The organism is Paenibacillus sp. TAB_01 (genome assembly GCF_043945595.1).
GTDB lineage: Bacteria > Bacillota > Bacilli > Paenibacillales > NBRC-103111 > Paenibacillus_S.
The window spans coordinates 1,805,237-1,830,973 of record NZ_JBIFNP010000001.1 but is presented as its reverse complement, the minus strand read 5'-3'; the positions used below and the strand labels follow the sequence as shown (position 1 = coordinate 1,830,973).

At 54.7% G+C, this 25,737-nt stretch carries 23 protein-coding genes and 3 pseudogenes; 8 read left to right on the top strand and 18 right to left on the bottom strand.

The genetic code is table 11. The features are described from left to right. Positions 1-5: 5 nt before the first annotated feature. A complete protein-coding gene (locus tag ACHHV8_RS08700; protein WP_395157922.1) occupies positions 6-386 on the top strand; it encodes a carboxymuconolactone decarboxylase family protein in 381 nt (126 codons plus the stop codon). A 148-nt stretch (positions 387-534) separates the two neighbouring features. Here ACHHV8_RS08700 and ACHHV8_RS08695 read toward each other — a convergent pair whose 3' ends face one another. The 6 genes from ACHHV8_RS08695 to ACHHV8_RS08670 all read right to left on the bottom strand — a co-directional run bounded on the left by ACHHV8_RS08695 (position 535) and on the right by ACHHV8_RS08670 (position 5,991). Continuing rightward, entirely contained in the window at positions 535-669 is a 135-nt protein-coding gene (locus tag ACHHV8_RS08695; protein ID WP_395157921.1) for a hypothetical protein, read from the bottom strand. A gap of 13 nt (positions 670-682) precedes the next feature. Next, positions 683-1,759 (bottom strand): Gfo/Idh/MocA family protein, encoded by a 1,077-nt coding sequence (locus ACHHV8_RS08690; protein ID WP_395157920.1) that lies wholly within the window; start codon positions 1,757-1,759, stop codon positions 683-685. Next, positions 1,752-2,585 (bottom strand): helix-turn-helix domain-containing protein, encoded by an 834-nt coding sequence (locus ACHHV8_RS08685; RefSeq protein WP_395157919.1) that lies wholly within the window; start codon positions 2,583-2,585, stop codon positions 1,752-1,754. The genes ACHHV8_RS08690 and ACHHV8_RS08685 overlap by 8 nt, the downstream gene beginning before the upstream one ends. A 99-nt stretch (positions 2,586-2,684) precedes the next feature. Beyond that, complete coding sequence (locus ACHHV8_RS08680; RefSeq protein WP_395163456.1) at positions 2,685-3,518, bottom strand: sugar phosphate isomerase/epimerase family protein; 834 nt, start codon at positions 3,516-3,518, stop codon at positions 2,685-2,687. A gap of 125 nt (positions 3,519-3,643) precedes the next feature. Continuing rightward, complete coding sequence (locus ACHHV8_RS08675) at positions 3,644-4,819, bottom strand: dihydrodipicolinate synthase family protein (protein ID WP_395157918.1); 1,176 nt, start codon at positions 4,817-4,819, stop codon at positions 3,644-3,646. 11 nt (positions 4,820-4,830) lie between these two features. Then, positions 4,831-5,991 carry a Gfo/Idh/MocA family protein gene (locus ACHHV8_RS08670; protein ID WP_395157917.1) on the bottom strand — a complete coding sequence of 387 codons (1,161 nt, stop codon included), beginning with the start codon at positions 5,989-5,991 and terminating at the stop codon, positions 4,831-4,833. A gap of 305 nt (positions 5,992-6,296) precedes the next feature. Between ACHHV8_RS08670 and ACHHV8_RS08665 the strand changes: the two genes are divergently transcribed. Then, positions 6,297-6,911, top strand: a complete 615-nt coding sequence (locus ACHHV8_RS08665) for a nitroreductase family protein (RefSeq protein ID WP_395157916.1) — start codon at positions 6,297-6,299, stop codon at positions 6,909-6,911. A gap of 111 nt (positions 6,912-7,022) precedes the next feature. After that, the gene (locus ACHHV8_RS08660; protein WP_395157915.1) at positions 7,023-7,391 is read left to right on the top strand and encodes a glyoxalase superfamily protein; all 369 of its coding nucleotides are present in this window, start codon (positions 7,023-7,025) and stop codon (positions 7,389-7,391) included. 199 nt (positions 7,392-7,590) lie between these two features. On the opposite strand, the gene ACHHV8_RS08655 is transcribed toward ACHHV8_RS08660, so the two are convergent. Beyond that, positions 7,591-8,517, bottom strand: coding sequence for an NHL repeat-containing protein (locus ACHHV8_RS08655; protein ID WP_395157914.1), 927 nt, complete (start codon positions 8,515-8,517; stop codon positions 7,591-7,593). A 68-nt stretch (positions 8,518-8,585) separates the two neighbouring features. Next, a complete protein-coding gene (locus ACHHV8_RS08650) occupies positions 8,586-9,500 on the bottom strand; it encodes an AraC family transcriptional regulator (RefSeq protein ID WP_395157913.1) in 915 nt (304 codons plus the stop codon). Between the two features lie 156 nt (positions 9,501-9,656). Between ACHHV8_RS08650 and ACHHV8_RS08645 the strand changes: the two genes are divergently transcribed. Both ACHHV8_RS08645 and ACHHV8_RS08640 read left to right on the top strand, forming a co-directional pair. Then, the gene (locus ACHHV8_RS08645; protein ID WP_395157912.1) at positions 9,657-10,100 is read left to right on the top strand and encodes a phytanoyl-CoA dioxygenase family protein; all 444 of its coding nucleotides are present in this window, start codon (positions 9,657-9,659) and stop codon (positions 10,098-10,100) included. Then, on the top strand, positions 9,982-10,473 hold the full coding sequence (locus ACHHV8_RS08640) for a phytanoyl-CoA dioxygenase family protein (protein WP_395163455.1): 492 nt from the start codon (positions 9,982-9,984) through the stop codon (positions 10,471-10,473). The genes ACHHV8_RS08645 and ACHHV8_RS08640 overlap by 119 nt, the downstream gene beginning before the upstream one ends. Positions 10,474-10,544: 71 nt before the next feature. Here the strand turns inward: ACHHV8_RS08640 and thrC are convergent, their stop codons facing one another. Together thrC and xylA are read right to left on the bottom strand one after the other, a co-directional pair. After that, positions 10,545-11,939: a threonine synthase gene (gene thrC, locus ACHHV8_RS08635; protein WP_395157911.1), complete on the bottom strand. Its 1,395-nt coding sequence runs from the start codon at positions 11,937-11,939 to the stop codon at positions 10,545-10,547. A gap of 324 nt (positions 11,940-12,263) precedes the next feature. Further along, a pseudogene (xylA, locus tag ACHHV8_RS08630) lies at positions 12,264-13,581 on the bottom strand (xylose isomerase). Positions 13,582-13,796: 215 nt separating this feature from the next. Here xylA and ACHHV8_RS08625 point away from each other — a divergent pair. Beyond that, positions 13,797-14,981, top strand: a complete 1,185-nt coding sequence (locus ACHHV8_RS08625; protein WP_395157910.1) for an ROK family protein — start codon at positions 13,797-13,799, stop codon at positions 14,979-14,981. 81 nt (positions 14,982-15,062) lie between these two features. Here the strand turns inward: ACHHV8_RS08625 and ACHHV8_RS08620 are convergent, their stop codons facing one another. Both ACHHV8_RS08620 and ACHHV8_RS08615 read right to left on the bottom strand, forming a co-directional pair. After that, complete coding sequence (locus tag ACHHV8_RS08620) at positions 15,063-15,614, bottom strand: FAD-dependent oxidoreductase (protein ID WP_395157909.1); 552 nt, start codon at positions 15,612-15,614, stop codon at positions 15,063-15,065. Beyond that, entirely contained in the window at positions 15,526-16,206 is a 681-nt protein-coding gene (locus tag ACHHV8_RS08615) for an FAD-dependent oxidoreductase (RefSeq protein WP_395157908.1), read from the bottom strand. The genes ACHHV8_RS08620 and ACHHV8_RS08615 overlap by 89 nt, the downstream gene beginning before the upstream one ends. 133 nt (positions 16,207-16,339) lie before the next feature. Between ACHHV8_RS08615 and ACHHV8_RS08610 the strand changes: the two genes are divergently transcribed. Then, positions 16,340-17,200 (top strand): aldo/keto reductase, encoded by an 861-nt coding sequence (locus tag ACHHV8_RS08610; protein ID WP_395157907.1) that lies wholly within the window; start codon positions 16,340-16,342, stop codon positions 17,198-17,200. 249 nt (positions 17,201-17,449) lie between these two features. Here the strand turns inward: ACHHV8_RS08610 and ACHHV8_RS08605 are convergent. After that, a pseudogene (locus tag ACHHV8_RS08605) lies at positions 17,450-18,485 on the bottom strand (FUSC family protein). A 234-nt stretch (positions 18,486-18,719) separates the two neighbouring features. Continuing rightward, positions 18,720-19,274, bottom strand: coding sequence for a PadR family transcriptional regulator (locus ACHHV8_RS08600; protein WP_395157906.1), 555 nt, complete (start codon positions 19,272-19,274; stop codon positions 18,720-18,722). A gap of 136 nt (positions 19,275-19,410) precedes the next feature. Here ACHHV8_RS08600 and ACHHV8_RS08595 point away from each other — a divergent pair, with 136 nt between their 5' ends. Then, positions 19,411-20,637, top strand: coding sequence for an alpha/beta hydrolase family protein (locus ACHHV8_RS08595; RefSeq protein WP_395157905.1), 1,227 nt, complete (start codon positions 19,411-19,413; stop codon positions 20,635-20,637). 189 nt (positions 20,638-20,826) lie between these two features. On the opposite strand, the pseudogene ACHHV8_RS08590 reads toward ACHHV8_RS08595, so the two are convergent. The 4 genes and pseudogenes from ACHHV8_RS08590 to ACHHV8_RS08575 form a co-directional block, all read right to left on the bottom strand. Then, positions 20,827-21,932, bottom strand: a pseudogene (locus ACHHV8_RS08590) (DUF3626 domain-containing protein). 255 nt (positions 21,933-22,187) lie between these two features. Beyond that, complete coding sequence (locus ACHHV8_RS08585; protein WP_395157904.1) at positions 22,188-23,825, bottom strand: type 2 periplasmic-binding domain-containing protein; 1,638 nt, start codon at positions 23,823-23,825, stop codon at positions 22,188-22,190. Positions 23,826-23,856: 31 nt separating this feature from the next. Then, entirely contained in the window at positions 23,857-24,738 is an 882-nt protein-coding gene (locus ACHHV8_RS08580; protein WP_395157903.1) for a carbohydrate ABC transporter permease, read from the bottom strand. A 13-nt stretch (positions 24,739-24,751) separates the two neighbouring features. Further along, complete coding sequence (locus ACHHV8_RS08575) at positions 24,752-25,711, bottom strand: ABC transporter permease (protein ID WP_395157902.1); 960 nt, start codon at positions 25,709-25,711, stop codon at positions 24,752-24,754. Positions 25,712-25,737: the final 26 nt, after the last annotated feature.

Below are 25,737 nucleotides of genomic sequence, written 5' to 3'. Positions count from 1 at the left end.
AAAATATGTCAGATCAACGTCATGAGCAAGGAATGGATATTTTGAAAAAAATGGTCGGAGGGGGCGTCTTCCCTCCATTGGAAGCGATCCGCAGCTTTTATCCGGATTTTGCCGATATGATCGTCAAGAACGGTTTTGCGGACGTATACGCAAGACCGGCTTTGGATCACAAGCAGCGCGAGCTGATCACCCTCTCCTCGCTCATCAGCCAGGGAGCCATCGATCAAATGAACTTTCACGTTCACGCTGCGTTGAATGTCGGCGTGAAGCCGGTCGAAATCGTAGAATTGGTCATGCACTGCTCCGCTTACGTCGGCTTTCCCAAAGCCATCAGCGCAATGGACGTAGTTATGAGAATCTTTAAGGATAGAGAGATTAGTCTGTAAATTGAAAAGGCATGAACTCACGACGAATGCGTCGGACTCATGCCTTTTTTGTTTCCTGGGAAAATATCGCTTATTTCATTGAAAACCGCCGATAATCATCGCTGCGGGCTACAGCCTTTTTCCGATCGCCGTGAACCGATAGATTCAATTACCCTTGATAAATGGAGTAATCCGATAAGTCCACTATACGTCCCGCTTGCGCCCAGGATATGCCGTTCTCGGACGGCAGCGACCACTGCTCATAGCACTGCTTCAGACTTTCCTTCAGCCCTTCGACCCACACGACCTGGCTTTCCTCATCCCAGCGCACCAGGCTTTCGGGGAAATTTTGGATGGAGGATGATTCCAGCATCCCGTTCATGCACAGCAATTGAGGGTAAGCGGCATCCAGCCCGCACAAAATATCGGACGATCGGTTTTCGGACCGCCTCAACGCAGGTAAGCAGCTTGCTGCGCTCCCTGGCGCCTCCGGCACCTGTTTTCGGATAAATTTTAGCCGATCCGTCTTGAAAAACCGCTTTGATCTCATCATCCTGCTGTCCCGAAGCAAAGGTGATGGTCGCCCGTTCGAATTCCAGACAAAAAAGAGGCCCTTCTACGCCTGTCACCGCATGCGAAGCGATAAACAACAGTTCCGTGCCGTCTCCGGTTTGCGCTCTTACAGCGCAGGTATCGAAATTTTCAATTTCGTTAGCCCGGTACAGCTCCGCCTGCACCTGCAATGGCTGCTCGCTGGCAGCGGTCTCTTTGCCCAACAAATAAAACATATTGTGCAAATAGTGCGAGGTCGCATTGTGCGCAACGCTGTCCAGAATCCACGCGCCGTCAGGACTTTTCTGGCGTCCCTTCCACCCGGATTGAAAATAACTAAGCGGCCTGCGCCACAGCACCAGCGTTTTGAACCGTTTCGGGCGGCCGAACAATCCGGCTTGAATATCCTTTTTGAGCTGTTGTATTTGCGTAGTGAACGACCAATTGTAGCCGACCGCGACAAAAAGCCCATTCGACTGACGTTCCGCCTCCATCATCGCTCTGGCTTCCTGAACGGTTGCAGATATGGGCTTTTCCACCAGCACATGACTGCCGTGCTCGAGCGCAAGGCGCGTTTGCGGGGCATGGTACTGGATCGGCGTCGAAATTACGGCCAGGTCGGCGCCCCCCGGTGTCTGCTCGTAAAAGCGTTCCAGCGAATCGAACATAGGAACGCCCGCCTCTTTCAGCTCCTGGTAAAACGGACTCAGCTCCGGCTTTACATCAACGACGCCGGCCAGCACGGCATCCTCCTTGCGAATATTTCGCAGCATATCCCTGACATGCGTGGCCCCATAGCCCCCAATGCCTACCATGACGACCTTAACCTGCTTCTTACTCATTCCCCTCGCTCCTCCCGCTGCGGCTCTGCTGTCTGAACCGATTCGGCGACATCTTCACGATATTTTTGAATGCCCGGTAAAACGTCGGCAGCGTTTCGTAACCGACCTCAAAGCAAATCGAGACGATGTCTTTGTCCGTTTCCTCCAGCAGCTTTTGAGCCAGCTTGATTCTGACTTCCGTCGCATATTGAATCGGTGTCATCCGGTATTGTTCTTTAAAAATATTGTTCACCTGACGCGCTCCGATGCCAAGTCTTGACGCTAAATCCGACGCTGTCAGCGGTTCGAAATAATGCTTGTCGATATAGCTGCGTATACGGTCCGCACGCAAGCTGTTCGAATCCGTTACGATCGCCGACTGGCTGGAGCGTGCCAGCACAAGCAGCAATTCGTGCAGATAGATGTGCAGCGCCCAAGGTCCGTAAGCGTCCTCATGGCTCTGCTCGAACAGCATTTTTCGCAGCAGCTGCCTGACCTCCGCAGCGGCAAAAGGGTTCAAGCGCAGCATAGCCGACGCCTTGAAGCAGCTTTGCAGCAGCTCGGAGCGGGCGAACGAATCCATTCCCGCTTCCTCAAAGGCAAGGACGAGCAGCGTCAGCTTGGAGTCTGAAATCACCGCATGGTTGGAATAAGGAACGATCAGTACCGCGCAATCCTGCCGGCATTCGTGCTGCACCCCATCCAGAGTAATGGCACCTTCACCTTCCAGCGCAAATAAACATTGATGGATTCCATGATGATGCTCATTCACGATGTCCCCGTCCTGATGCTTGCTCTCATATAAATGAATGCCGTTCACCGGTAAATCAATCCTTTTCAGCAACATAAGGAGGCCCCCAACACGCTAGGAAATAATGGTTCTGTGACCATTCTACCCCTTTGGGAGCCTGCCTACAACCGTTTTCATGCGGTTTGTGCCGCAAGCTTATACATGCTCGAGATAGCGCTGCTTAATCAGGGCAAGCGCCTCATCCCCCGGCATATCCCAGACAGCCTGGTTAAAAATTTCCACCTCGATCGGACCGTTGTAGCCTGCGGCTTCGACGGCCTCCCGGATGCGGCGGAGCTCGATGACACCTTCGCCCATCATCCCGCGTCCGAGCAGCATATCAGGCACCGGCACGATCCAATCCGATACGTGAAAGCCGACAATTCTGCGCTGCTCTCCGGCACGGGCGATCTGCGCATACAGCTCGGGATCCCACCAGACGTGGAACACGTCCACCACAACCCCGACATCGGCCGGATCGAACGCGGCCGCCATTGCATTCGCCTGGCCCAGTGTCACGATAACCGAGCGCTCCGCCGCATACATCGGGTGCAGCGGCTCGATCCCGAGCCGAATGCCGTGCTCGCGGGCAAAAGGCACCAGCCGCTCGATGCCTTCGGCCACCCACTGCCGCGCCTGGTCAATATCCCGGTTCGGCGCCGGACCGCACACCAGAACCAGCGCTTCCGCGCCAAGCTCGGCCGCTTCCTCCACCGCCCGGCGGTTATCTTCGAGTCTCGCCTCGCGTTCCGCCGCCGTAGCTGCCGGGAACATCCCCCCGCGGCACAGGCTGGATACGCGCAGGCCGGCGTCGCGGATCAGCCTTCTGCTCTCCGCAAGACCCGTTTCGTGCACTTTATTGCGCCAAGGGGCAATCCACGAGATGTCTGCACGCAGGCAGCCTTCCACCGCCTCCCGCAAACTCCATCGGTCCGTCGTAATCTGATTCAAGCTAAGACGCTTCCAATCCGCTAATGGCTCTATCGACATAAGCTTTGCTCCTTCCGTACTGATCGGCTTGTAAGTTTGCTGTTCCATCCTTAATGGATTCCTGCATCCCCACGGATGCAGGAATCCATACACAGATCCGGTTTCGTCGGCCAGCCGGCCGCCGGCTAATCCGTGATGCCCGACAAAGCGAGCACCCGCCGCATCCGCTCGACCGCCCGGTCGGGATCGGTGAAGAGTCCCGCCTGATCGGCCAGCACGAACAAATCCGATAAATGAACCACGGACCTTGCTCCCTCCGCTCCGGCGATCATCCGGAAATGCGGCTGGTGGCCGTTCAGGTAAGCCATAAACACAATCCCCGTTTTGTAGGCGAACGTCGGCTTCTGGAAAATATGTCTGGATAACGGCAGCGTCCGGTCGAGCAGGTCGCGGTACTTCGCCGTATCCCCTTCGTCCAGCGCATGCAGCGCCGCTGCCGCCGCAGGAGCAATCGCGTCGAAAATACCGAGCAGCGCATGGCTGAAGCCCTGCTCGTCTCCGAGAATCAGCTCGGGATAGTTGAAGTCGTCGCCGGTGTACATCTTGACGCCGTCCGGCAGCAGACGGCGCATCTTGATCTCCTTCTGCGCATCCAGCAGCGAAATTTTGATGCCGTCCACCTTGTCGGCGTTATTGCGGATGACACGCAGGCAGACCTCCATCGCTTCGTCCAGATCGCTGCTGCCCCAATATCCGGCAAGCGCAGGATCGAACATATCGCCGAGCCAGTGCAGAATGACAGGCTGCGATACTTGCGACAGGATGCGGCCATAGACGCGCTCGTAGTCTTCCGGCCCTTTGGCGCAGGCCGCCAGCGCACGGCTTGCCATCAGTATGATCCGGCCGCCTTCGCCCTCAATGAAGGCACACTGCTCCTCGTAGGCGGCTTCCACCGCTTCGAGCGTGACCTGTGCGCCCGGCGCCAGGTGATCCGTCCCTGCGCCGCAGGCGATCCGCCCGCCGACCGCACGCGCTTCCGCCATCGAATGGCGGATCAGCTCCTTGGCGGCGAGCCAGTCCAGGCCCATGCCGCGCTGGGCCGTATCCATCGCTTCGGCGACGGACAAGCCGAGCGACCACAAGTAGCGCCGGTACGCCATCGACGCCTCGAAGTCGATCCGCGACTGCGCCAGCGGATCCGTGCCCGCGAACGGATCGCAGACGACATGCGCCGCCGAATAAGCGATCCGCTTTTGCAGCGTTCCCTGCGGAACGGCGAAAGCCGCTCCCCGGTTCAGCTCATAAGTGTACAGCTCGCCGCCCGTGCGGGGCAGCTTCAATGTTCTGGCTTGCTGTGTCATTCGCTTCCCTCCTACTTGTCGAATGTCAGCTCCGGCACGTCAATCCACCGGCGCTCGCGCCATGATTGCAATCCAAGCTCGGAGAGCTGTGTTCCTTTAGCCCCTTCAAGAAGATCCCAAGGGAACGGCGTATCTTCCGTCGCCACATGCTTCAGGAACTGCTCCCATTGAATTTTGAAGCCATTGTCGAACAATTGGTTATCCGGTACGGACTCCCACTGCTCACGGAATTGGAACGGGTTCGGGATATCCGGATTCCAGACCGGCTTCGGCGTATTGACGCGATGCTGCGATTTGCAGTTGCGCAGCCCTGCCACGGCGCTGCCTTCGGTGCCGTCGACCTGAATCGTGAGCAGATCGTCGCGGTCGACCCGGACGGCCCAAGAGGAATTGACCTGAGCGACAATGCCGCCTTCCAGCTCGAAGGTCGCATAAGCGGCATCCTCGGCCGTGCATTCGTAACGGTCTCCCTGCTCGTCGATGCGTTCAGGCACATGCGTTACGCCAAGGCAGGATACGGAACGGACGGGCGCAAACAGGTTATCGAGCACATAACGCCAATGAGCGAACATATCGACGACGATCCCGCCCCCGTCTTCCTTGCGGTAGTTCCACGAAGGCCGCTGCCCCGGCTGCCAGTCGCCCTCGAACACCCAGTAGCCGAATTCCATCCGGATGGACAGGATGCGTCCGAAGAAGCCGGAATCCACCAAACGCTTCAGCTTGATCAAGCCGGGAAGAAACAGTTTGTCCTGCACGACGCCGTTCTTCACACCTGCTTCGCGCGCAAGCTTCGCCAATTCGAACGCTTCCTCCAGGCTTTCCGCCGTCGGTTTCTCGCAGTAAATATGCTTGCCCGCAGCGATAGCCTTGCGGATGCTTTGCGCGCGCTGCACCGTCGTTTGCGAGTCGAAATAAATAACATTGTAAGCATCGGCCAAGCAAGCATCCAGATCGGTACTCCAGCGTTCCAGGCCATGAGCTTGCGCCAAAGCCTGCAGCTTATGCTCCTGCCTTCCGACAAGAATCGGATCAGGCATAATCGTATCTCCGTTCGGCAGCTTCACGCCGCCCTGCTGACGAATGGCCAGAATGGAGCGGATCAAATGCTGATTCGTCCCCATCCTTCCCGTAACTCCATTCATAATGATCCCAAGCTGAATTACCGCCATAATGGTTGGACCTCCTGTATAAACTCAATTTGGATTTCGTTGTACGCTTCCTTGTCATTGTAAACCGTCAGACAGGGTCCGTCTTATGAATATCAGAAATCGGTTCTTATTTTCGGAAACGCTTGCAGGATTTTTGAAGAGATATGAAGAATTTTCCTGAAAAATGTTTAAATATAAGGATGAATCAAGTAAGACCTATAATTCATATATTTCCGATAAAAATAGTATATTTTAGAGTTGAAATCATTTCCACCCAATGCTATATTTAAATAAGCAGTTACCCATTTGAAAGGTGGTATTTATTCATGAGTCAAGTGAATGCATTTACAGCTGAATTAACACCTGAAGTAAGCGCGAACCGCAAGTCTGAACATCCGGTTTCGCCTGCTTTCCTGAATCGCTGGTCGCCGCGCGCATTCAGCGACCGCCCTATCTCCGATCAGGATTTGAACACGATTCTTGAAGCGGCTCACTGGGCTCCATCTTCCTATAACGACCAGCCTTGGCGCTTCATCGTCGCTAAAACCGGGGAACAGCTGCAAGAGTTCCACGATATTTTAAATGAATTTAACCGGACCTGGGCTTCCAAAGCTCCCGTGCTCCTGCTCGTAGCCTCCGATAAGCTGAGAGCGAACGGCGACCCGAACGGCGCTCATGCTTTTGACGCAGGTGCCGCATGGGGCTATATCGCGCTGCAAGCCAGCCTGCTCGGCATTGCCAGCCATGCGATCGGCGGCTTCGACCGCGAGAAGGCCCGTACTTTGTTAAACGTGCCGGAGCAGTACGATTTGCATGCCGTTATCGCTCTCGGTTATAAAGGCGACCCGGAGCAGCTGCCGGAAGGCCTGCGCGAACGCGAAGTACCGAACTCCCGCGTCGAGCTGAGTCAAGTGGTCTTTGAAGGAAAGGTGAAGCCGTAAGGGCTTCATCTTTTTTCTTATCTCGTATGGAAAGCTGCCTCTGCAGCACGAATATATTTTTTGATTAAATAAAGGGTTACAGTCTATCTGGCAAAACAGGAGGGATCTTGGTTGGCATTGGGACAAATCACACCTATATTGAGGATTTTCGATGAGGCGAAGGCCAGGGAATTTTATTTGGATTTTCTTGAATTTACGCTGGACTGGGAGCATCGGTTCGAGGACGACTTGCCGTTATATATGCAAATTTCGCACGGCGCCTGCATGCTCCACCTGTCCGGCCATCACGGAGACGGCAGTCCCGGCGTTCACTTGCGGATCGCGGCGAACTCCATCGATTCGCTGCACGAGCGGCTGCTGTCCAAGAAGTACAAGCATGCACGGCCCGGATTGGAAACTACCCCATGGGGTACGCGGGAATGCACTGTATGGGATCCGTTCAGCAACCGGCTGACGTTTTACGAGCCTAAGCCTGTCTAGCCCCTCTCGCAGGGCGATTTTGTTCCTGGTCGAACAATCGCAGCAGCTTTACGTCCGTTCATCGCCGTACAATAGCAGCGTCCCTTCGCCCGTCAATAAGCAAACAGCCTCCCGAAAAAGCCTAACTGCGGCCCACAGGAGGCTGTGCCTGGAAAAAAGATTATTTACTCCTATGTACGGCCTACGGCCCAGCCGCTGGTTACCGCTGCCGGATCAGCTTGGTCACGCGCCCGTCTGAAATCCACTCCGCCACATACACATCTCCTTGTTGATCTACGCAGACGCCGTGCGGGGAACTGAATTTATCCGGCGTATAATACGCCTTGGGCAGATTCGGCCAGCCCGTTTGCCGGTGCGCTTCCGGGTCGTATCCCAGATGAGCGATAAGCCGGTCGCTGCCGTCGAGAATGGTAATTCGGCTGTGCAGATCCGGAAAATATACCTCGCTGCCGTAAAAGTAAAAGCTGCAGGGCATTCTCATCTCGTCGGTAACGAACCGCAGATGCTTCCCGTCCAACGTGAACACTTGAATCCGATGATTGCCCCGGTCAGCCACGTAGAGCTCGGGATGGCCGCTTCGGGTATCTACCGAAATGCCGTGCGGGCAGTTCAGCTGCCCCGGCTCGCTGCCTTTGCCTCCCCAGGACCGGATGTATTGTCCCTGCGCGTCGTACTGGTGGATCCAGCTTTGACCGTAACCGTCGGCAATATAAATATCCCCGTTGGGCCCGACAGCGACGTCGGTAGGCACGAACCGCAGACCCTCCGCATAAATATCGGGCAGATCCGGCGTTCCGATACGCAGCAGCTCCTTCCCGTCAAGAGTCGTTTTCACGACAAGTCCCCGTTTCGTATCCGTCAAATAAATAAACGGGCCTCCGGCCTCCTCTTTGTGAATATAAAATCCGTGGGCTCCGCCCTCATATTCCTCGCCCCAGGCTCTCAGGAAGCTGCCTTCCCGGTCAAACACCGCTACCGATGGGCTTCCCGTATGAAAAATATACACATGGCCATCCAAATCCGTGTCGACTCCATGCGTATAACCGAATGTCATTCCCTCCGGCAGCCTTGCCCAATGCTCCTTCACCTCGTAACGGTGCGATCCCGAACCTATAATAACCGCCATCTTCCACAACGCCTCCATCGATCATATAAATTGGATTGATTTTGTTCTGCCGACAATGAATCAAGCGCTTACAAAATGTGCATCTGCCTTTTGAATTCGGTCGGTGTCAGCCCTGTAATCTCCTTGAAGCTTCTGCAGAAGTAATGCATGCTGGCATAGCCAAGCTTGTTCGCGGTCTGCTCGACGGTCAAGTCTTCCAGCAAAAGCAGCTTGGCTCTGCGGATTCGTTCGAGCATAATATAGCGCTTCGGCGCTTCCCCCACGATCTCTCCGAACAAGGCTGCAAAATAAGTCGGATGGTAGCCGCATAGACGCGCCAGTTCCTCCGTCGTCCAGTGAGCATCCGGTTTGAGACGGATAGCTTCGAGCGCCGGCTCGATTTTTTGCTGCTGTTGGGCGGAGACCAAACGGACCGTTTGCCGCTGGTGCCTGATGATCAGCGACAACAGCTGGATAAGCAGCCCTCTCATGCTCGCCTGATAACCATAAGCTTCCATACGGTATTCCGCAACGATGCTCAAAAAAATCGGCTCCAGCTCCGGCAGCAAGCAGTGATGGGGAACCATCGTCCTTTCTTCTGCCGCCGATTGAATGAAATACGATGCCGGCTCCCGCCACAGCTCCGTCGCACCGCAGTCCCGAATGCCGGGAAGCGGCATAACCGGCTCCAGCGAGTCTTGATCCCAGCTGAAATGAATGCTGCTGAACGTCACCGGGTCGGTTCGCGAGGAGAGAATGGAATGAGGACTGTCCGCACCGTAAAAGAGGCATTCTCCCGAGCTGATCCGGTAATGCTGCGGCCCTATCGTAACCTCTGCCTGCCCGGAAATCACATAAACAAGCTGGCAGTCGGAAATCGTCCGCGGCCCCCACGATTGTCCCTCATAGGACTTCAGCCGGTTAGCAAAATTGACGACGGGTCTCAGCCGCGAAAGCGGCGTTCGATATACAGTCCTTGCTTCCCGCCGGCTTTCTTCGTTCACACGGTTCCTCCTTGCCATCGGCTTGTTCGTCCATCCATCTGTGAAAAGTGCAATTCGTTATGCGAAAGCTGTAACGACGAGCATCCTCCCGCTTGCTATGCTTAGATTGCGAGCTTGCAATGCATGAATCATTTTATGACCGGGAGGGAGACCCTGATGCTTACATTAGACCAATTGGAAGCGTTTTACAAGGATGGGTTTATAAAAGGAAGCGTGGTGCTGCGTGAACAGGAGGTAGACCGGCTGCGTGAAGAGCTGGACCGGGTAATGAATGGAGAAACGGTCAAAAAACCGGTATTAAACCGGAATCTGCTGGACGGCAGCCCGGAGTACGGCATGTCCATAAGCAGCAAGGAAACGGTCGTCCAGATCGTGAACATCTGGATGGCCAGCGATTTGTTCCTGCAGCACGCCGCCAACCGTACGCTCTGCGAGGAGGCGGCGCAGCTGTGCCGTACCGATACGCTGCGCATCTGGCACGATCAAATTCAATACAAGCCGCCGGTTACGGGCGAAGCCGACCGCCTGGCACCAGGACCATCCCGCTTGGCCTATTATTCAGCCTGCCGACCTGGTCAGCGCTTGGGTCGCGTTGGATGACGCCACCGTCGAGAACGGCTGCATGTGGATGGTGCCCGGGAGTCATAAGTGGGGCAATCACCAGAAGCATTTAAAAAGCACGCCGGATTTTATGCCTTATCACAAGCATCCGGAGCTGCTGCCCGAGTCCGCTCAGGTCGAGGCGGTGCCTTTTGAGATTAAAAAAGGGCAGGTCGGTTATCATCACTGCCTGACGTGGCATGGAAGCCCCAACAACCGTTCCGAGCGGAAGCGCAGAGCGATCGCGGTCCATTATATGCCCGGTCATACCCGTTACGAGCCCAACGGCAAACATCCGATGGAGCCGCATATCCAAGTAAAGCAGGGGGAAATCATCCAGGGTGACGGCTTTCCGGTTGTTTATCGGAGATGAATCTTTAAGCTGCGATCCGCAAAAGAAAAACAGCTGCCGCTCCCGGTTAAGGGAACGACAGCTGTCGTTCATTAAATTTTATAAAAAGCTTCGAGCTGGCGTACGATCTCTTCTTTGGAATAATCAAGCACCGTTTGGTATTGCGGCTGGTCAAACAGCCCCTTGATTTCTTTGGGGAACTGCGGCTCAATAGGAATCAAGGCCAGCGCCTCGTTAAATTTGGCCGGATGCGCGGTCGCGAATACGACGCACACTTCCTGGTTATCGCTGCATGCCTCATAAGCGGCTACACCGCAAGCGGTATGAGGGTCGAGCAAATACCCGCTCTCCTTGTTGTACTTTTCAATGATTTGCAGGCATTCCGCGCCTTTAACACCGTGCGCATCGAAATCGGATTGCACCTGAGGCATTTGCGCAGGATCGATGACGAGCTTGCCTTCCTTCTGGAATTCGCCCATCAGCTCCGATACTTTGCCTGAATCTTTGCCGTTCAGATAATACAAGTACCGCTCGAAATTGCTTGCAATCTGAATGTCCATCGAAGGACTGTAAGTCGTAAGGAAATCGCCCGGCATATAAATGCCTTCTTTGACAAACCGCTCCAGAATGTTGTTCTCGTTCGTCGCTAGGATCAGCTTGCGAATCGGAAGCCCCATCTGCTTGGCCAGGTAGCCGGAGAAAATATTGCCGAAGTTGCCTGTTGGCACGCTGAAATCGATCGAATTCAGCTGCTGGTTCTTCTTTACCTGGAAGTAAGCGTAAAAATAGTATACGGTTTGCGCCAAAATCCGCACGAAGTTGATAGAGTTAATCGCGCGCAGATGATATTTGTTTTTGAACTCGATATCGGCGAACAGCTCTTTGATCACCCGCTGGCAATCGTCGAAGTTGCCCTCGACAGACAGGTTCAGCACATTGTCGTCATGCACGGTCGTCATTTGCAGCTCCTGCACCTTGCTGACCTTCTGATGCGGATGCAGTATGCAGATTTGAATGCCTTCCTTGCCTCTTACGCCTTGGATCGCGGCAGCGCCGGTATCGCCGGAGGTCGCTCCAAGAATGTTGATGATCTTGCCCTGCTTCTTCGAAACGTAAGAATACAGGTTGCCGATAAACTGCAGCGCCACATCCTTGAACGCGAATGTCGGTCCGTGGAACAGCTCCAGAATATGCAGGGACGGGTTAATCGTATGAATCGGCGTCACGTCCGGGCTGCGGAATGTCGCATAGCTGTCCTGAATCAAAGCCTTCAAATCTTCGTCCGGAATTTCACCGTTCGTATAAAGAGAGAAAATTTCAAACATCAAATCCTGGTAGGACAGCTGCTCCCACGCCTTCAGCTGGTCTTGCGGAACAACCGGTATATGTTCAGGGATAATTAATCCGCCGTCATCTGCCAAGCCCATCAAGAACGCATCGATAAATCCAACCTTCTGAATCTTGCCTCTAGTACTAATAAAGTCCATAGCTATCCCCTCAACTGTATAATTGACCTTATTATAACAATAAATGCGAGTTAAGCAAACCCGCATGTCGCCTCTTGTCGGGAAATGCGGAAGCATCCAAAAGGCGTCCTTCGCCCCTAAGGGACAGGAAGCCTTTATGTATGAATCAAGAGTCTTTCACAACTCGGAAGCTTGTCCCGAGCCCAAATTTCCCGTGCTCGATTTCCTGTCGAGCCGTTCGATAAATGCCTAATAAAAAACGGCCCGCAAGGAGCCGCAGGTCCATTTGGAACCCTGGTTCGCTCTCGCAGGCCGTTGTTGTATCTCTTGTAGTATTCAGTAGTATTAAACGTTGATGATGTATTGGTTCAGCACGTTTTTGATCAGCTCGGTACGGCCCGATTTGTTCTCGATCGGATTGTTTTGCAGCGCATAAGCTTCCAGTGTGCGGAAGTTTGCTTTGCCGGAAACAATATCCGCACCGATACCGGAGTTAAAGGACGAGTAACGATCTTCAACGATGCTGGACAACGCACGGTCTTCGATCAGCTTGGCGGCAACCTGCAGGCCTCTCGCAAACGAATCCATACCGGCAATATGTGCGTACACGACATCGATCGGCTCGAAGGAAGAACGGCGAACCTTCGCGTCGAAGTTCACGCCGCCGCGGCCGATGCCGCCTTCGTTTTGCAAAATTTCGTACATCCCGAGCGTAGTGGAGTACAGATCCGTAGGGAATTCGTCGGTATCCCAGCCGAGCAGCATATCGCCTTGGTTCGCATCGATGGAACCGAGTGCGCCGTTAATCCGCGCTACATGCAGCTCATGCTCGAACGTATGACCTGCCAAAGTCGCATGGTTTGCTTCCACGTTCATTTTGAAGTGCTGTTTCAAATCATATTTTTGCAGGAAAGACAACGCGGTTGCCACGTCGAAATCGTATTGGTGCTTGGACGGCTCTTTCGGCTTAGGCTCGATCAGGAACTGCGCGTCGAAGCCGATTTCTTTGGCGTAATCGACAGCCATGTGCATGAAGCGCGCCAGATTATCCAGCTCAAAGCCCATATCCGTATTCAGAAGCGTTTCATAGCCTTCGCGTCCGCCCCAGAATACATAGTTCTCGGCGCCAAGCTCTTTACCGTGTTCCAGCGCTTTCTTCACTTGAGCAGCCGCGTAAGCGAATACGTCAGCATTGCAAGTCGTTGCCGCACCGTGTACGAAACGCGGGTTGGTGAACATGTTCGCCGTATTCCACAAAAGCTTCTTACCAGTCGCTTTCATGTTATCTTTGATTAAAGATACGATAAGATCAAGATTCTGATTCGTTTCCTGGAGGGTGCTGCCTTCAGGCGCAATGTCGCGGTCATGGAATGCGAAATAATCAACGTCCAGCACGTTCAACAGCTCGAAGCAAGCTTCAACGCGCGCTTTGGCCAAATCCATTCCGGAGAAGCCGGTCCCAGCCGCGAATCGCCGTTCCGGTACCGAATGGATCGGTTCCGTTCGCTGTAAAGGAATGCCAGTAAGCTACGGCAAACCGCAGGTGCTCTCTCATTGTTTTGCCGAGAACCACTTGATCCGGGTTATAAAATTTAAATGCCAGCGGATTCGTGGATTGCTTTCCTTCATATTTCACTTTCTCCAAATTACCAAAATAACTCATCGATCTTCCCTCCGGAATGTTTTAATTTATTATGATGAATGATATTCCGCTCTGAGCACTCTGCTAATTTCATGCACAGAAACGCTTACATCCCTATCATACCACCGACTTCAAAGTTTGTAAATTCATTAAACAAACTTAGTTGGTGCAAATGCGCCTTTTCCATGTTAAAATCAAGTCTACAAACCTTTCGGAACGAATTAATGGGGGCAGCTATGAAACCAACCGGCGATTTAAGCCTAGTCAAAAAAATAAATAAATCTCTTGTGCTCGATTTTATCCGGACCCACTCTCCTATCTCCAGAGCCCGTATTGCGGAGCTGTCCGGCTTAACCAAAGCCACGGTCTCGAGCCTCGTCAATGAGCTGATCGAAAGCCATTTGACCTACGAGATCGGGGTTGGCCAATCCAGCGGTGGACGCAAGCCCATGATGCTGCTGTTTAACGGGAAGGCGGGCTTCGCCATCGGCATTGATCTGGGGGTCAACTATATTTTCACCGCCTTGACCGACCTGAACGGCACTATTCTTGAAGAGTACCGGGTGTCCCACCGCAACGAATCCGTCGAGCAGGTCTTTGCCAAGCTGACGCAAAGCATCCGCGAAATGATTTCCCGCGCTCCGGAAAGCACCTATGGCATCGTCGGCATCGGCATCGGTATTCCCGGGATCAGCGACGAAGAAGGCAATGTGCTGTTCGCCCCGAATCTGGGCTGGGATCACGTCCCGCTGCAGAGCATGCTGGAGGAAGCCTTCGATATCCCGGTCGTCATCGACAACGAGGCGAATACAGGCGCCGTAGGCGAAAAACAGTTCGGCGTCGGCCAATCGGCCTCTCACCTCGTCTACATCAGTATCGGGATGGGGATCGGGACGGGGATCATCATTAATCATGAGCTGTACCGGGGCTCCTCCGGCTTCTCCGGCGAGCTCGGTCATATGTCGATCCATTTCGATGGGCGCAAATGCCCCTGCGGCAATTACGGCTGCTGGGAGCTGTACGCCTCCGAGCATGCGCTTCTGGAGCAGGCCCGCATCGTGCTCGGCATAGAAGATATCACCGTCGAGGCGCTGCTGAAGCTTGCCGATGAGGGCGATGCGGAAGCGGTCCGGCTGTTCGAGCGGCTCGCTTATTATTTGAGCGCAGGCATCGTCAGCATCATCAACGGCTTTAATCCCGAGTCTATCATTATCGGCGGGCGTCTCGCCGACGCGCAAAAATGGCTGCGCGGCCCGATGCTGGAAGCGTTGGAGAAACGCTCCCTTCCTTATCCCCGGGCCCAGCTGAACGTGCAGTTTTCCGAGCTTGGCATTCGTGCGACCGTGCTGGGCGCCTGCTCCTTTGCCATCACGAAGTTTTTCGCCTCGGCCGAGCTGAACCGGTTCGGGCCGCCCGTATGACAAGCCGGAGCCTCTCCGGCTTCTTTCTATTAAAAAGAAAGGGGATGCCCCGGCCTTAAAGCGCCGAAGGCATCCCCTTTCTTATACCTGCCGAAAGCGCGATAAGGCGAACGGACGAATATCCGTCTCCGTTTCCCCCCGGATGAGCAGCTCGGACAAGATTTCGCCTACTGCGCTCGCGAATTTGAAGCCGTGTCCGGAAAAGCCTCCGGCCAGCAGCACCTGCTCGTAATCCGGGTGACGGTCGATGATGAAATCCTCGTCAGGCGTCATTTCATATTTGCACACGCTCCCCCGCAGCAGCCTGCCGGCCGCTGAGGGCATCATGAATTCCAACGCGAGCCTAAGCTCCCGTTCATCCCCGGCCTCATGGCCAAAAGGCTCGAAGGGCTCTCCCGGCGTCCATTCCGTTCCGCCGTCATGTCTTCCAATCTTTACGCCGCTGCCTCCATGGCTCGGAAAGCCGTAATAGCTTCCGCCGGGCCTGTCGATTGTAAAGCCCGGAAATACGGAAGCCTCGAACAAGTCTTTCCGCTCCGCCGGTTCAAACCAGGCCACCGCCTTGCGGTAAGCGCGAATCGGTAGCCTCGGAAGCCGTTCGATGCCGCCGAACCAGGCGCCGAGACTGAGCACTGCGGCTTTGGCGGTAAAGACGCCCTGGTCCGGTATGCGCCCTCACGTCCCCCCGCTCAGCCTCCAGCCTGCGCAGCGGCGTGAACGGCCGCACTACCGCGTTCTGCGCTTCGGCAAGCCTCCGGCAGGCACTTACGCAGGCTTCGCTCAGCAAGTAACCCGCCCGCTTCTCGAACATGCCGGTATAGGAATCCCGCAGCGTCAGGCCGGGCCAGCGGTTCCCCATGTCCGCCGAGCTCAATGTCTCGAGCTCAATCCCATATTCATTCGAACGTTCCAGCTTCGCCGCCAGCAGGGACGAATCCGGCGTTCCTATGTTCAGCACACCGGAACGGACGATCAGCGGCTCCCCTGCGGCCTGCTCCAGCTCCGTCCAAAGCTTGTCGGCCCGGAGCGCCATTTCCGTATACGTACGGCTTCCCGTGTAGGCATGGCGGAGCAGACGCGTGTCTCCATGATGGCTGCCGAACGTATGGGGAGGATTGAACGCGTCCAGAAGGAGCACCTCGGCTCCTTGGCTCGCCAAATAATATCCGGCGCTCATCCCCATCGAGCCGGCTCCTGCAATGATTACATCGTATGCTGTCCTCATCGTTTCCCCTGCCTTTCCAGTCTCTATCTGATCCAGCCGTCTCTATCCAGACGCCAGTCTGGATTTCACCTAAAATATGGTATACTAATTCTTGTCCAGCATACCATTTCTCATTTGAAGGAGTGAAGCTTTTATGGAACAAAGAGCCTACGGATCTACAGGTAAGCAGTTTCCCATTCTAAGCTTTGGCGCTCAGCGCATCGTCGACGCCCACAACTGTACGGAGGAGCAGGCTATTCGGATCGTGAACCGCGCGATCGATGCCGGCATCACTTACTTCGATACGGCGCCCAGCTATTCCAACGGACAATCGGAGGAGCGGCTCGGCAAAGCGTTTCAGGCACGCCGCAAGGACGTACATCTGGTCACCAAAACCCATGACCGCACGCGCGACGGTTCCCTGAAGCTGCTGGAGGAAAGCCTCAAGCGGCTGCAAACGGATTACGTTGACGAATGGCGCCTTCACAACGTTATGACGATGGAGGAGCTGGACCGCTGCTTCGCACCCGGCGGAGCGCTTGAAGCTCTGATCGAAGCCAAAGAGCAGGGCATCGTCAAATCGCTCAGCATCAGCGGGCATACGAACCCGCGCGTTCAGCTCGAAGCGATCGATCGGCATCCGTTTGACAGCGTGCTGGTCGCATTGTCGGCTGCGGATCACTTCATTTACAGCTTTGCGCACGAGTTTCTGCCCAAGGCTAACGAGAAGGGCGTTGCCATTGTCGGGATGAAGGTATTTGCCCTCGGCAAGCTTGCTCCTTGGTATGAGAAAGCATTAAGGTATACGTTCTCCCTGCCGATTTCTACGGCCATTGTCGGGATGGAATCGATGGAGCAGCTCGAAAGAAATTTGAGCGTTGCCCAGAGCTTCACCCCGATGCCGGAAACCGAGCGCGTCGAATTCTTCAAGGAAATTGCGCACCTGGCAAATCCGGAGGTGCTTCGCTGGAAAGCAAGCGAATGGACGTCAGGCCAATGGTACGTGCGGGCTTAGGCTCGGAATGCGGAACCTATCCGGTCACGCACCATTGAACATGGAATAACAATGCCCCAAAGGGCAGCCGGATTCGTCCCGGCCGCCTCTTGGGGCATATTTTTTCCTTACACGCTTAGATCCGGTCAAGCTTTGCGCACAAAGCCTTTAATCCGGTCGATCTGTTTCAAATGCGTCTGCACGTGGCCGATAAAGCCTCTGTACGATGCGCTCCCCGAAAGGAGGCACCCGCCCTCTTCACGCTTGCTTTCAAGCTTCCTTTTCTTCCTCACCGCCGCCGTCCCAATGCTCTACGAGACGGTCCAGCCTCCGTGTCTGGAAGCCGTAATCGTACATGGCCGCCGCCACGACAAACAGGCGGAACGCTCCATCGCGGCCCTGGCTGTACGAATCGGTAGCCATCTGCATAAACCGGTCGTTCTCCTCTTCCATAGCGGCGGACTCGGAGCTGTCCTTCTTCAGCTTATCGTCGAATTTGAGCAGCACATACTCATGGTATTTGATCAGCCTCTCCAGATGGCGGTCGTACGTCTCGTCGGTTGCGTCCGTACGGTCCGGCCTGGAAATAATGCTCTTCGACGGCGTCCAGCACCTCGTAGCCTTTTTGCAGCGCATACAGCATCTGCTTATAGACCACAACATGCCGCGTTTTACTATACTTCGTGCGCTTCGGATTTTTGATTTCCTCTTCGAGCAGCTTGTATTTGTCCGACAAGGAGCGCAGCGCGTCGCTCAGCTTCTGCTTCTGTTCTCTGAACACCTTTTTCTTCATTTCATCGGATATGACCGTTCTAAGCAGCAGCGACAGCTGATTGAACGCATCGTGAAACTGGTCCGTGAACTGCTCCCTTGGCTTGGGCGGAAGGAAAATAATATTAATGAGAAAGGCCGATACAATCCCGATCAGGCTGAGCAAAAAACGGTTTAACGCAAAATCCCACTGGCCCGAGGCCTCCATCACCGAAACGACGGTAACCAGCGTTAAGCCTATCGTGTCGCCCATTTTGATTTTCAGACAAATCATAATGACCAATATGCAGATAACCCCGATCGCAATCGGGTCCTTGGAGAAGAACATCCCGGCCAGCATCGCGATGACCGCTCCCAGCGTATTGGTCTGGAGCTGCTCGAGAAAATAGCGCCATGAGCGGTACAAGGACGGCTGCATGGCAAAGATGGCCGCGACCGCCGCGATAACGGCGGGGGACAGGTTCCACCACGCGCAAATGTACAGCGACAGGGTCACCGCTATTCCCGTCTTCAGCATACGTGCCCCAAAAGACAATAGATTCCCTCATTTCGTTCAAGATGTTGATTCGGGCTGCCATGAAGCTGTTTCAGCTGTAATCATATATAACCCATCCCTACAAGATACAAAACATCTGAGCTTTGGTCAATATTCGCCTTATGGTAAAGCATGCTGCTTATGTTCAGCTCCGCGGCAGAGCTGGGCCGGACACGGCAAGAGGCTGTTTTCTCTCAAATGTAATCGTCTCCAGCCAGCCGATCGCGGCTCGTCCTAGATCTTGTCCGCCTTCAGCCAGCCGATCATTTTATCGCACCATTCGATGCAGCTTCGTTCGAACCCCGCCCCCATCTCGATAACCGCCACGGTGGAGAACAGAGGATCACGGCTCGTTAACGGACCATGCTCCTCACGAAAGCCGGCGACTCTCGTTTCGTATACCTCCAAGCGCTGTTCGTGCTCCCGTTTCTTCGCCTCCAGCTGCGGGATCAGAATGTCCGGCTCGATCAGCCAGGAGCTGTACTGCTTGAGCAAAAATTCCATGCGGACCGCCTCCGGCTCGCTTGGCTCGATAACCCATGCTTTCAGCCTTTCGAGCCCGGCATCGGTTATTTTGTAAACCTTACGCGCCGGGCGGTACGATTCCCGCTCATGGGATTGAAGCTCCACCAGCCCCTCCCCCTCCAGCTTGGCAAGCACCGGATACAGCTGGTTGTTATTGATCTTATAGAACGAATCGATCCTTCCGTTCATCTGCTGCTTGATGTCGTAGCCGCTTAACGGCTCGCGTGCCAATAAGCTAAGCATGATGTATTGAATGGAACTCATACAATCCCCCGCCTCAAAAAAATAAGTTAAATTTAACATAAGTTATCGTTGACATATAAACGAAATTGTTATAGGTTAATATTAACTTATTAATTTAACAGATTCAACCATCTGAAACCTTAAAGGAGAGATAGCCATGCAATTGATTTTCAAAGACCAGACGTTTTCCTTCGAATTACTGAGAACTTTAAGCTATGCCTCCTACGGCGGCGCCGATATCGGCGAATGCCTGATGACCGCTTACCGGATACAGGAGGGAGATTTTGAAAGCTGGTATAAGGAATGGCATGCAACCGCAACAAAAGTTCATGCGCTCGCCGATGCGGCACTGGCCGGCGGCCAGACCGTCAGCGCACGCGAAGCTTACCTGCGCGCCTCCAACTATTATCGTACGGCGGAGTTTTTTCTACATGGCGACCCGCAGGACCCGCGGATTATGACAACATGGGGCAGCAGCCGCACAACCTTCCGCCAGGCCATCCGGCTGTTGGACTCGCTGGCTGAAATCATAGAGATTCCGTATGAGCATACGCATCTTTCAGGTTATTTTTATAGGGTGGATAATTCGTCGACGCCTCGGCCGACGCTGATTGTGCATGGAGGCTATGATTCGACAGGCGAGGAATTGTATCTGGAGGTGGCTGCTGCCGCATTGCAGCGCGGATATAACTGCCTTACGTTCGAGGGACCGGGACAGGGCGCGATGATCCGCGAGCAGCGGCTTCCTTTCCGGCCGGATTGGGAGCAGGCGCTCACACCGGTTGTCGACTACCTGCTGACCCGTCCGGAAGCCGATCCGAAGCGCATCGCGCTCATGGGCATCAGCCTGGGAGGACTGCTGGCTCCGCGCGCCGCCGCCTTCGAGCACCGGCTGGCCGCCTGCATAGCAAATGACGGGGTGTATAACTTCCAGTTCAGCGAGAAGACCCGTCCGTTCCTGAACCCGGGCGACCGGACGCCCGAGCCGCACGAATACAATGAAGCCGCCGCCAAAATTATGGGCTTCTCTACAGGCATCCGCTGGGCGATTGAGAACGGGCTGTTTACGTTTCAAGCCGGCTCCTACTACGATTTAATTCAGAAAACGGAGCCGTTTACACTGGACGGGATCGCCGAGAAGATCCAATGCCCTACGCTTGTATGCGAGGCCGAGGCGGATCATTTCTTTGCAGGCCAGCCTCAGCGGTTATATGACGCATTGACCTGCCCGAAAACCTACATGAAATTCACCGCCGAAGAGGGGGCGGAAGAACACTGCCACTTCGGAGCGCTGCAGCTTTACAATCACCGCGTGTTCGAATGGCTGGATCAGACGCTGCAGGTGAAGCGTGAGCAGCAGCCATCGGCTGCAGGCATGCTTTAAAGCTAGGCTTGAGCAGCGGGCTCCGTTATCCGGCCATCCGGCCGCAGAGGCAGGTCAGCAGACCAGCGTTGGCCGGACGAAGCGCCGAAGCCCGGATCGCCACGGCAAAAGCCGAGGACTCAAGGCACGGACCAGGTGTATGGGCTAAGGCGTGAGCTAAAGCCGCTGACAAAAGAACCTATCCGCCCCTTAATCGGTTATTATCGGCTCGCCATACTGCACAAGAACATGCCACAGCTGTTTGATATGCTGGAACGTATCGGCCGGGCTCGCCCAGTCGGCCCATGTCTCAGGCTGATGCTGCAGTGTGGCGGCCGCCCGGCCCAGCACCTCGGCATCCAGCAGGCCGGGGGCCCGGCCCGGGAACCGGCCGGCAATGCGCCTAGCCAGCGGAGGAATCGCCGGACCGCGAAAGTGCTCCGGCACGTCGTCCGCGTGCAGCTGGAAGCCCGGATGCCAGCGCAGCCGAATCGCGTAGGCATCGCACAAGGTCTCAAGCATCTTGGCTGTCGCGGTGCCCCGATAAGCCGGGTCGGCGACCAGTGCCTCGACATCGGCGTGCAGATCGAGGTCGCCGTGAACCTGCGCTTCGATGTAATCGTCCAGCGCTCGTCCGACCTGTCCCCGGGCAGCATCCCCTTGCGGGGAACCAAGCTCAAGCAGCCTCCGGACTACGGCTTCCACACCCGTGCCGGATGTTCCCAACGCATTCCCCGTCGTCTCGACGGTCTCCAGCAGAGCAGCCAGCACCGGCTCGAATACATCGATCGTTCCTTTGGGCTCCGGCCCGTATGACTGTCCCCGAAAGTAAACGTGCACCGGTTCAGCACCTCGGGAGCCAGTACGATATAACAGGAGCCGTAGCGGGGCGAGGCCCCGTCGCCATAATTCATTACATTGAGCGCCCCGTATTTCGGGCGCTCTTCCTGCTTGCCTCCGGGCGTATGGTACGCGCCGCCGAAGAGCTTCCGCTCCCAGCCGTCGCGGTCTCCTCCCGGGAATGCCGTCCGGCTCCCGTTCGTCACGCCGGTCAGAAATTGGCTGTCGTACTTCCCCCGTCGGGACAGCCCCTCCGCTACCGTGTAACCGGCAGCAAGCACCCGGTCCGGGTGGAAATTCAAAGTCACGCGGGCATAGGCGCGGAGGCTCGCCAAGAGCGTTTCAAGGTTCGTGAACGATACGTGCCCGCTCTTGAGGACACGCTCTATTTTGACAAGGGCCTGTGATTGCGCTGCCTTGGCCTGATCTCGCACATGGCGCAGTGCCCGCAGCTGTGCCGGAGTTAACTGCTTCATCGTATCCCTCCTTATAGAAGAAGCCGTATCGGAATTCCAATCAAATCGTACGCCCATTCTTGTGCCGATACATACATAGTATTCTGATCGCCGTCTGTAATAGTACTCCAGGACCGCAGCGAATCAGCCGGCGTGCAAATGACAAACTTCATTTCATGCCCGTTATTATATCTTCGGCGCCTCCCCGCCGTTTGCCTTCAACCGATTCATGAAACCAAAACCGCACCTTCCCGGCCGGGAGGGTGCGGTTTTGGTTTATTTTTTGTATCTTTCGTATGCGGCTTGATACAGCTTCATGTAGTCGTCGATGCCCATTTTCTTGATCGTGGCCACGAATTTATCCCAATCGGAGAAAGGCGCCCCGCCGGTGATGAATTTGGCGGTCATCTCGTCGACATAGGCCTGGATGTCCGTGCTCAACGCGATCATCCTCTCGTTCTCCGCATCGGTATAGCTGAAGCTCGGCCATACCTCCTTCGGCAGGCTCGCCTCGATCTTCTTGGCTGCGTCGAGCGATTCGGGCAGGCTCTCGGCGCCTTTGAAATATTTTTGCCTTACGATGCCCGGATAGCCTCCGCCCGGCCACGTAACGTACTTCACCAGCGCCTGCTCGAAGGTTAAGCCCTGCGGGTTTTTCAAAATTTCATCGGTATATTCTACGCTGCCGTCCGGCTTCTCCACATAGCTCTTGTCCTTGAAGCCCATGAAGAACATTTTGTTGCCTTCCTCGCTGTAGAAATAATCCATCCACCGGACGGTCGCTTCCGGATTTTTGTTTTTGTCGGTAATGACGAACGCCCCCGGACCGGATACCGCCGGACGGAACTCGGAATATACCTTGTCTCCGCGCGGTCCCTGCAGCGTTTGAAGCCCTATGTAATTCGTTTGCTTCATCAGCGTGAACGGGCTGCTGATTTTCAAAGCTCCGTAGACCCCTTCGGCGCCTTTGGCGAAAAACTTGTTCTGATCCTTCTCATTGGGAAGAATGTCTTTGTCGATCAGCCCTTCGCTGTACAGCTTGTTCAAGTACTGCAGCATTTCCTTGTAACGGTCGTCGGTCGGAATGAAGCGCAGCTTATTGCCGGCCGGGTCCAGATCGACATACGGATGGTTCGCGCCCCGGTTCATCACCCCGAAATATCCTTTGAATTGGGCCACGACATCGACCAGCTTCGTGCCGCCCAGCGGAATTTCGTCGGCCTTGCCGTTTTTGTTCAGATCGGTCGTCTTGACCGCCTTCAAATAATTGTAAAATTCCTCCGTCGTCTTCGGCTCCGGCATATTTAACGCCTCCAGCCAGTCCTTGCGGATCCACAGCTTGCCCATACGCACGGAGGTGAACTCGGGCGCAAGCAGATTTGGAAAACTGTAGATGTTGCCGTCCGGCATCGTAATCCCCTTTTTGATATCGGGATACTGCTCCAGAATCTTTTTGAGGTTCGGCGCATACTTGTCGATCAAATCGTTCAGCTTGATCAGCGTGCCTTGTCCGCCGTACTTGACCAAGTCCGAGGTGGTCATTCGGGCCAGGAAGATCGCATCCGGGTAATCTCCGCTCGCCAGCGCAAGATTGCGCTTCTCCGTAAAAGCATCGAATGGCGTCAGCTGAAAATTGATCTGCATGTTGGTCATCTTCGCATATTCCTGCCACAGCATCGTTTCGTTCCAGTTGTTCGCCGTCGTCGGCGCCTTAGCCGCCATAAATGTCATGCTGACCGGATCCTTTACAATCGGAAAGCCGGTTGCGCTCACGCTAGTCTCCGCCGTTTTCGTATCCTTGTCCTTTCCGTCCGCGGTTCCGCCCGATCCGCTGCCGCCATCGCTGCAGCCCGCGAGCATTCCTCCGGTGACGACCGCCGTCAGCAGAACGGAAGTCCATTGAATTCCCTTCATAGCTCCCTCTCCCTTACCTGTCGTTTGATGTTTATCCTTTTAAGGCTCCGATCATGATGCCCTTCACAAAATATTTTTGCAAAAACGGATAAAGCAGCAGAACAGGCAAATTGGCGATAACGACGACCGCGTATTTAATGACTTCCACTTCCATCAGCTTCTTCGCCAGCGAGTCGTCGGCCATATCCAGCATGGCCTGCATTTGCCCTTGAATCAGGATTTCCCTCAAAATCAGCTGCAGCGGAAATTGGCTGCGATTCGATAAATACATCAAGGCGTTAAAGAAGGCATTCCAATGACCGACCGCATAGAACAGCAGCATGACCGCAATAATCGGCATGGACAAGGGCAGGACGATCAGCAGTAAAATCCGCGTGTTGCTGCACCCGTCAATCGACGCCGACTCCTGAATTTCATACGGAATGCTCGTCTGAAAGAACGTTCTCATAATAATGACGTTCCAGACCGCCACCGCATTGGGGATGACGATAGCCCAGATGGTTCCCAGCATGCCGAGCTTTTTCAATAGTAAATAAGTAGGAATAATGCCCCCGCTGAAAAACAGGGTCAGCATAAGAAATCCGGTAATGACGTGGCGTCCTTTGAAATCCTTACGGGACAGCGGGTATGCTGCGCAGATAGTAAGCACCAGATTGATCGCCGTGCCGACCAGCGTATACAGGATCGTATTGCCGTATCCGCTAAGGATCTCTTCATTTTGGAAGACCTTCACATAGCCTTGAAAATTGATCCCTTTGGGCAGGAGCCATAGCTCTCCTTTCGCTACGGCTGAAGGGTCGCTGACGGATGCGCTCAGAACAAAGACCAGGGGGTATAGTACGATGAGACTGATCAGCACGAGCAATAGACCGTTGACGGTATCGAAGCATTTATCCTCAAAGCTGCGGGGCATCCCCTGACCTCCCTTACCATAGACTGGTTTCGTTCAACCGTTTGGCCGCATAGTTTACCGTGACGAGCAGAATCAGATTGATGACGGAATTGAACAGGCCGACGGCGGCAGCGAAGCTGTACTGCGCTTGAATGATCCCCGTACGGTATACATAAGTGGAAATGACGTCGGCGGTTTCGAGGGTCAGGTCATTTTGCATCAAGTACACCTTTTCGAAGCCGACGCCCATAATCGTGCCTGCATTCAAAATAAGCAGAATGACGATCGTCGGCATAATCCCCGGAAGGTTCACGTGCCAAATGCGCTGCAGCCGGCTTGCCCCGTCCACCTTGGCCGCTTCATGCAGCTGCGGATCGATGCCGGCCAGCGCCGCCAAATAAATAATCGAGCCCCAGCCCATCTGCTGCCATACGCCGGAAAATACGTAAATCGACTTAAACCATCCCGGCTCGGTCATAAAGGAAATCGGCTCTCCGCCCAGCCGCACGATGATCTGGTTCACAAGTCCGCTTTGGGGAGAAAGGAAGATAACGATTAAGCCGACCAGGACGACGGTCGAAAGAAAATGCGGAGCATAGGTGATCGTCTGGACGAATTTTTTGAAAAAGCCGAGCCGCAGCTCGTTCATCATCAGCGCTAACAGAATCGGCACCGGAAAGCCTACGGCCAGCTGATACAAGCTGATGCCCAGCGTGTTTTTCAATAAGCGCCAAAAGAAATAGCTGTCAAAAAAACGTTCGAAATGGTTGAAGCCGACCCACGAGCTTCCCCAGATGCCTTTGGTTGCGACAAAGTTTTTGAAGGCGATCTGCACGCCGTACATGGGGAAATACTCAAATACGATAAAATAAATCAGAACAGGGGAAATGATCAAATACAGCTCCCAATTTCTCAAAAACGGTTGGATCCGCGATTTCCTGCGCCTGGCCTGTGCCTTCAGCCCGGTTTCTTCCGAAAGGGAAGCCTGTGCCATTGACGTTCACCTCCATTTCCCTGCCT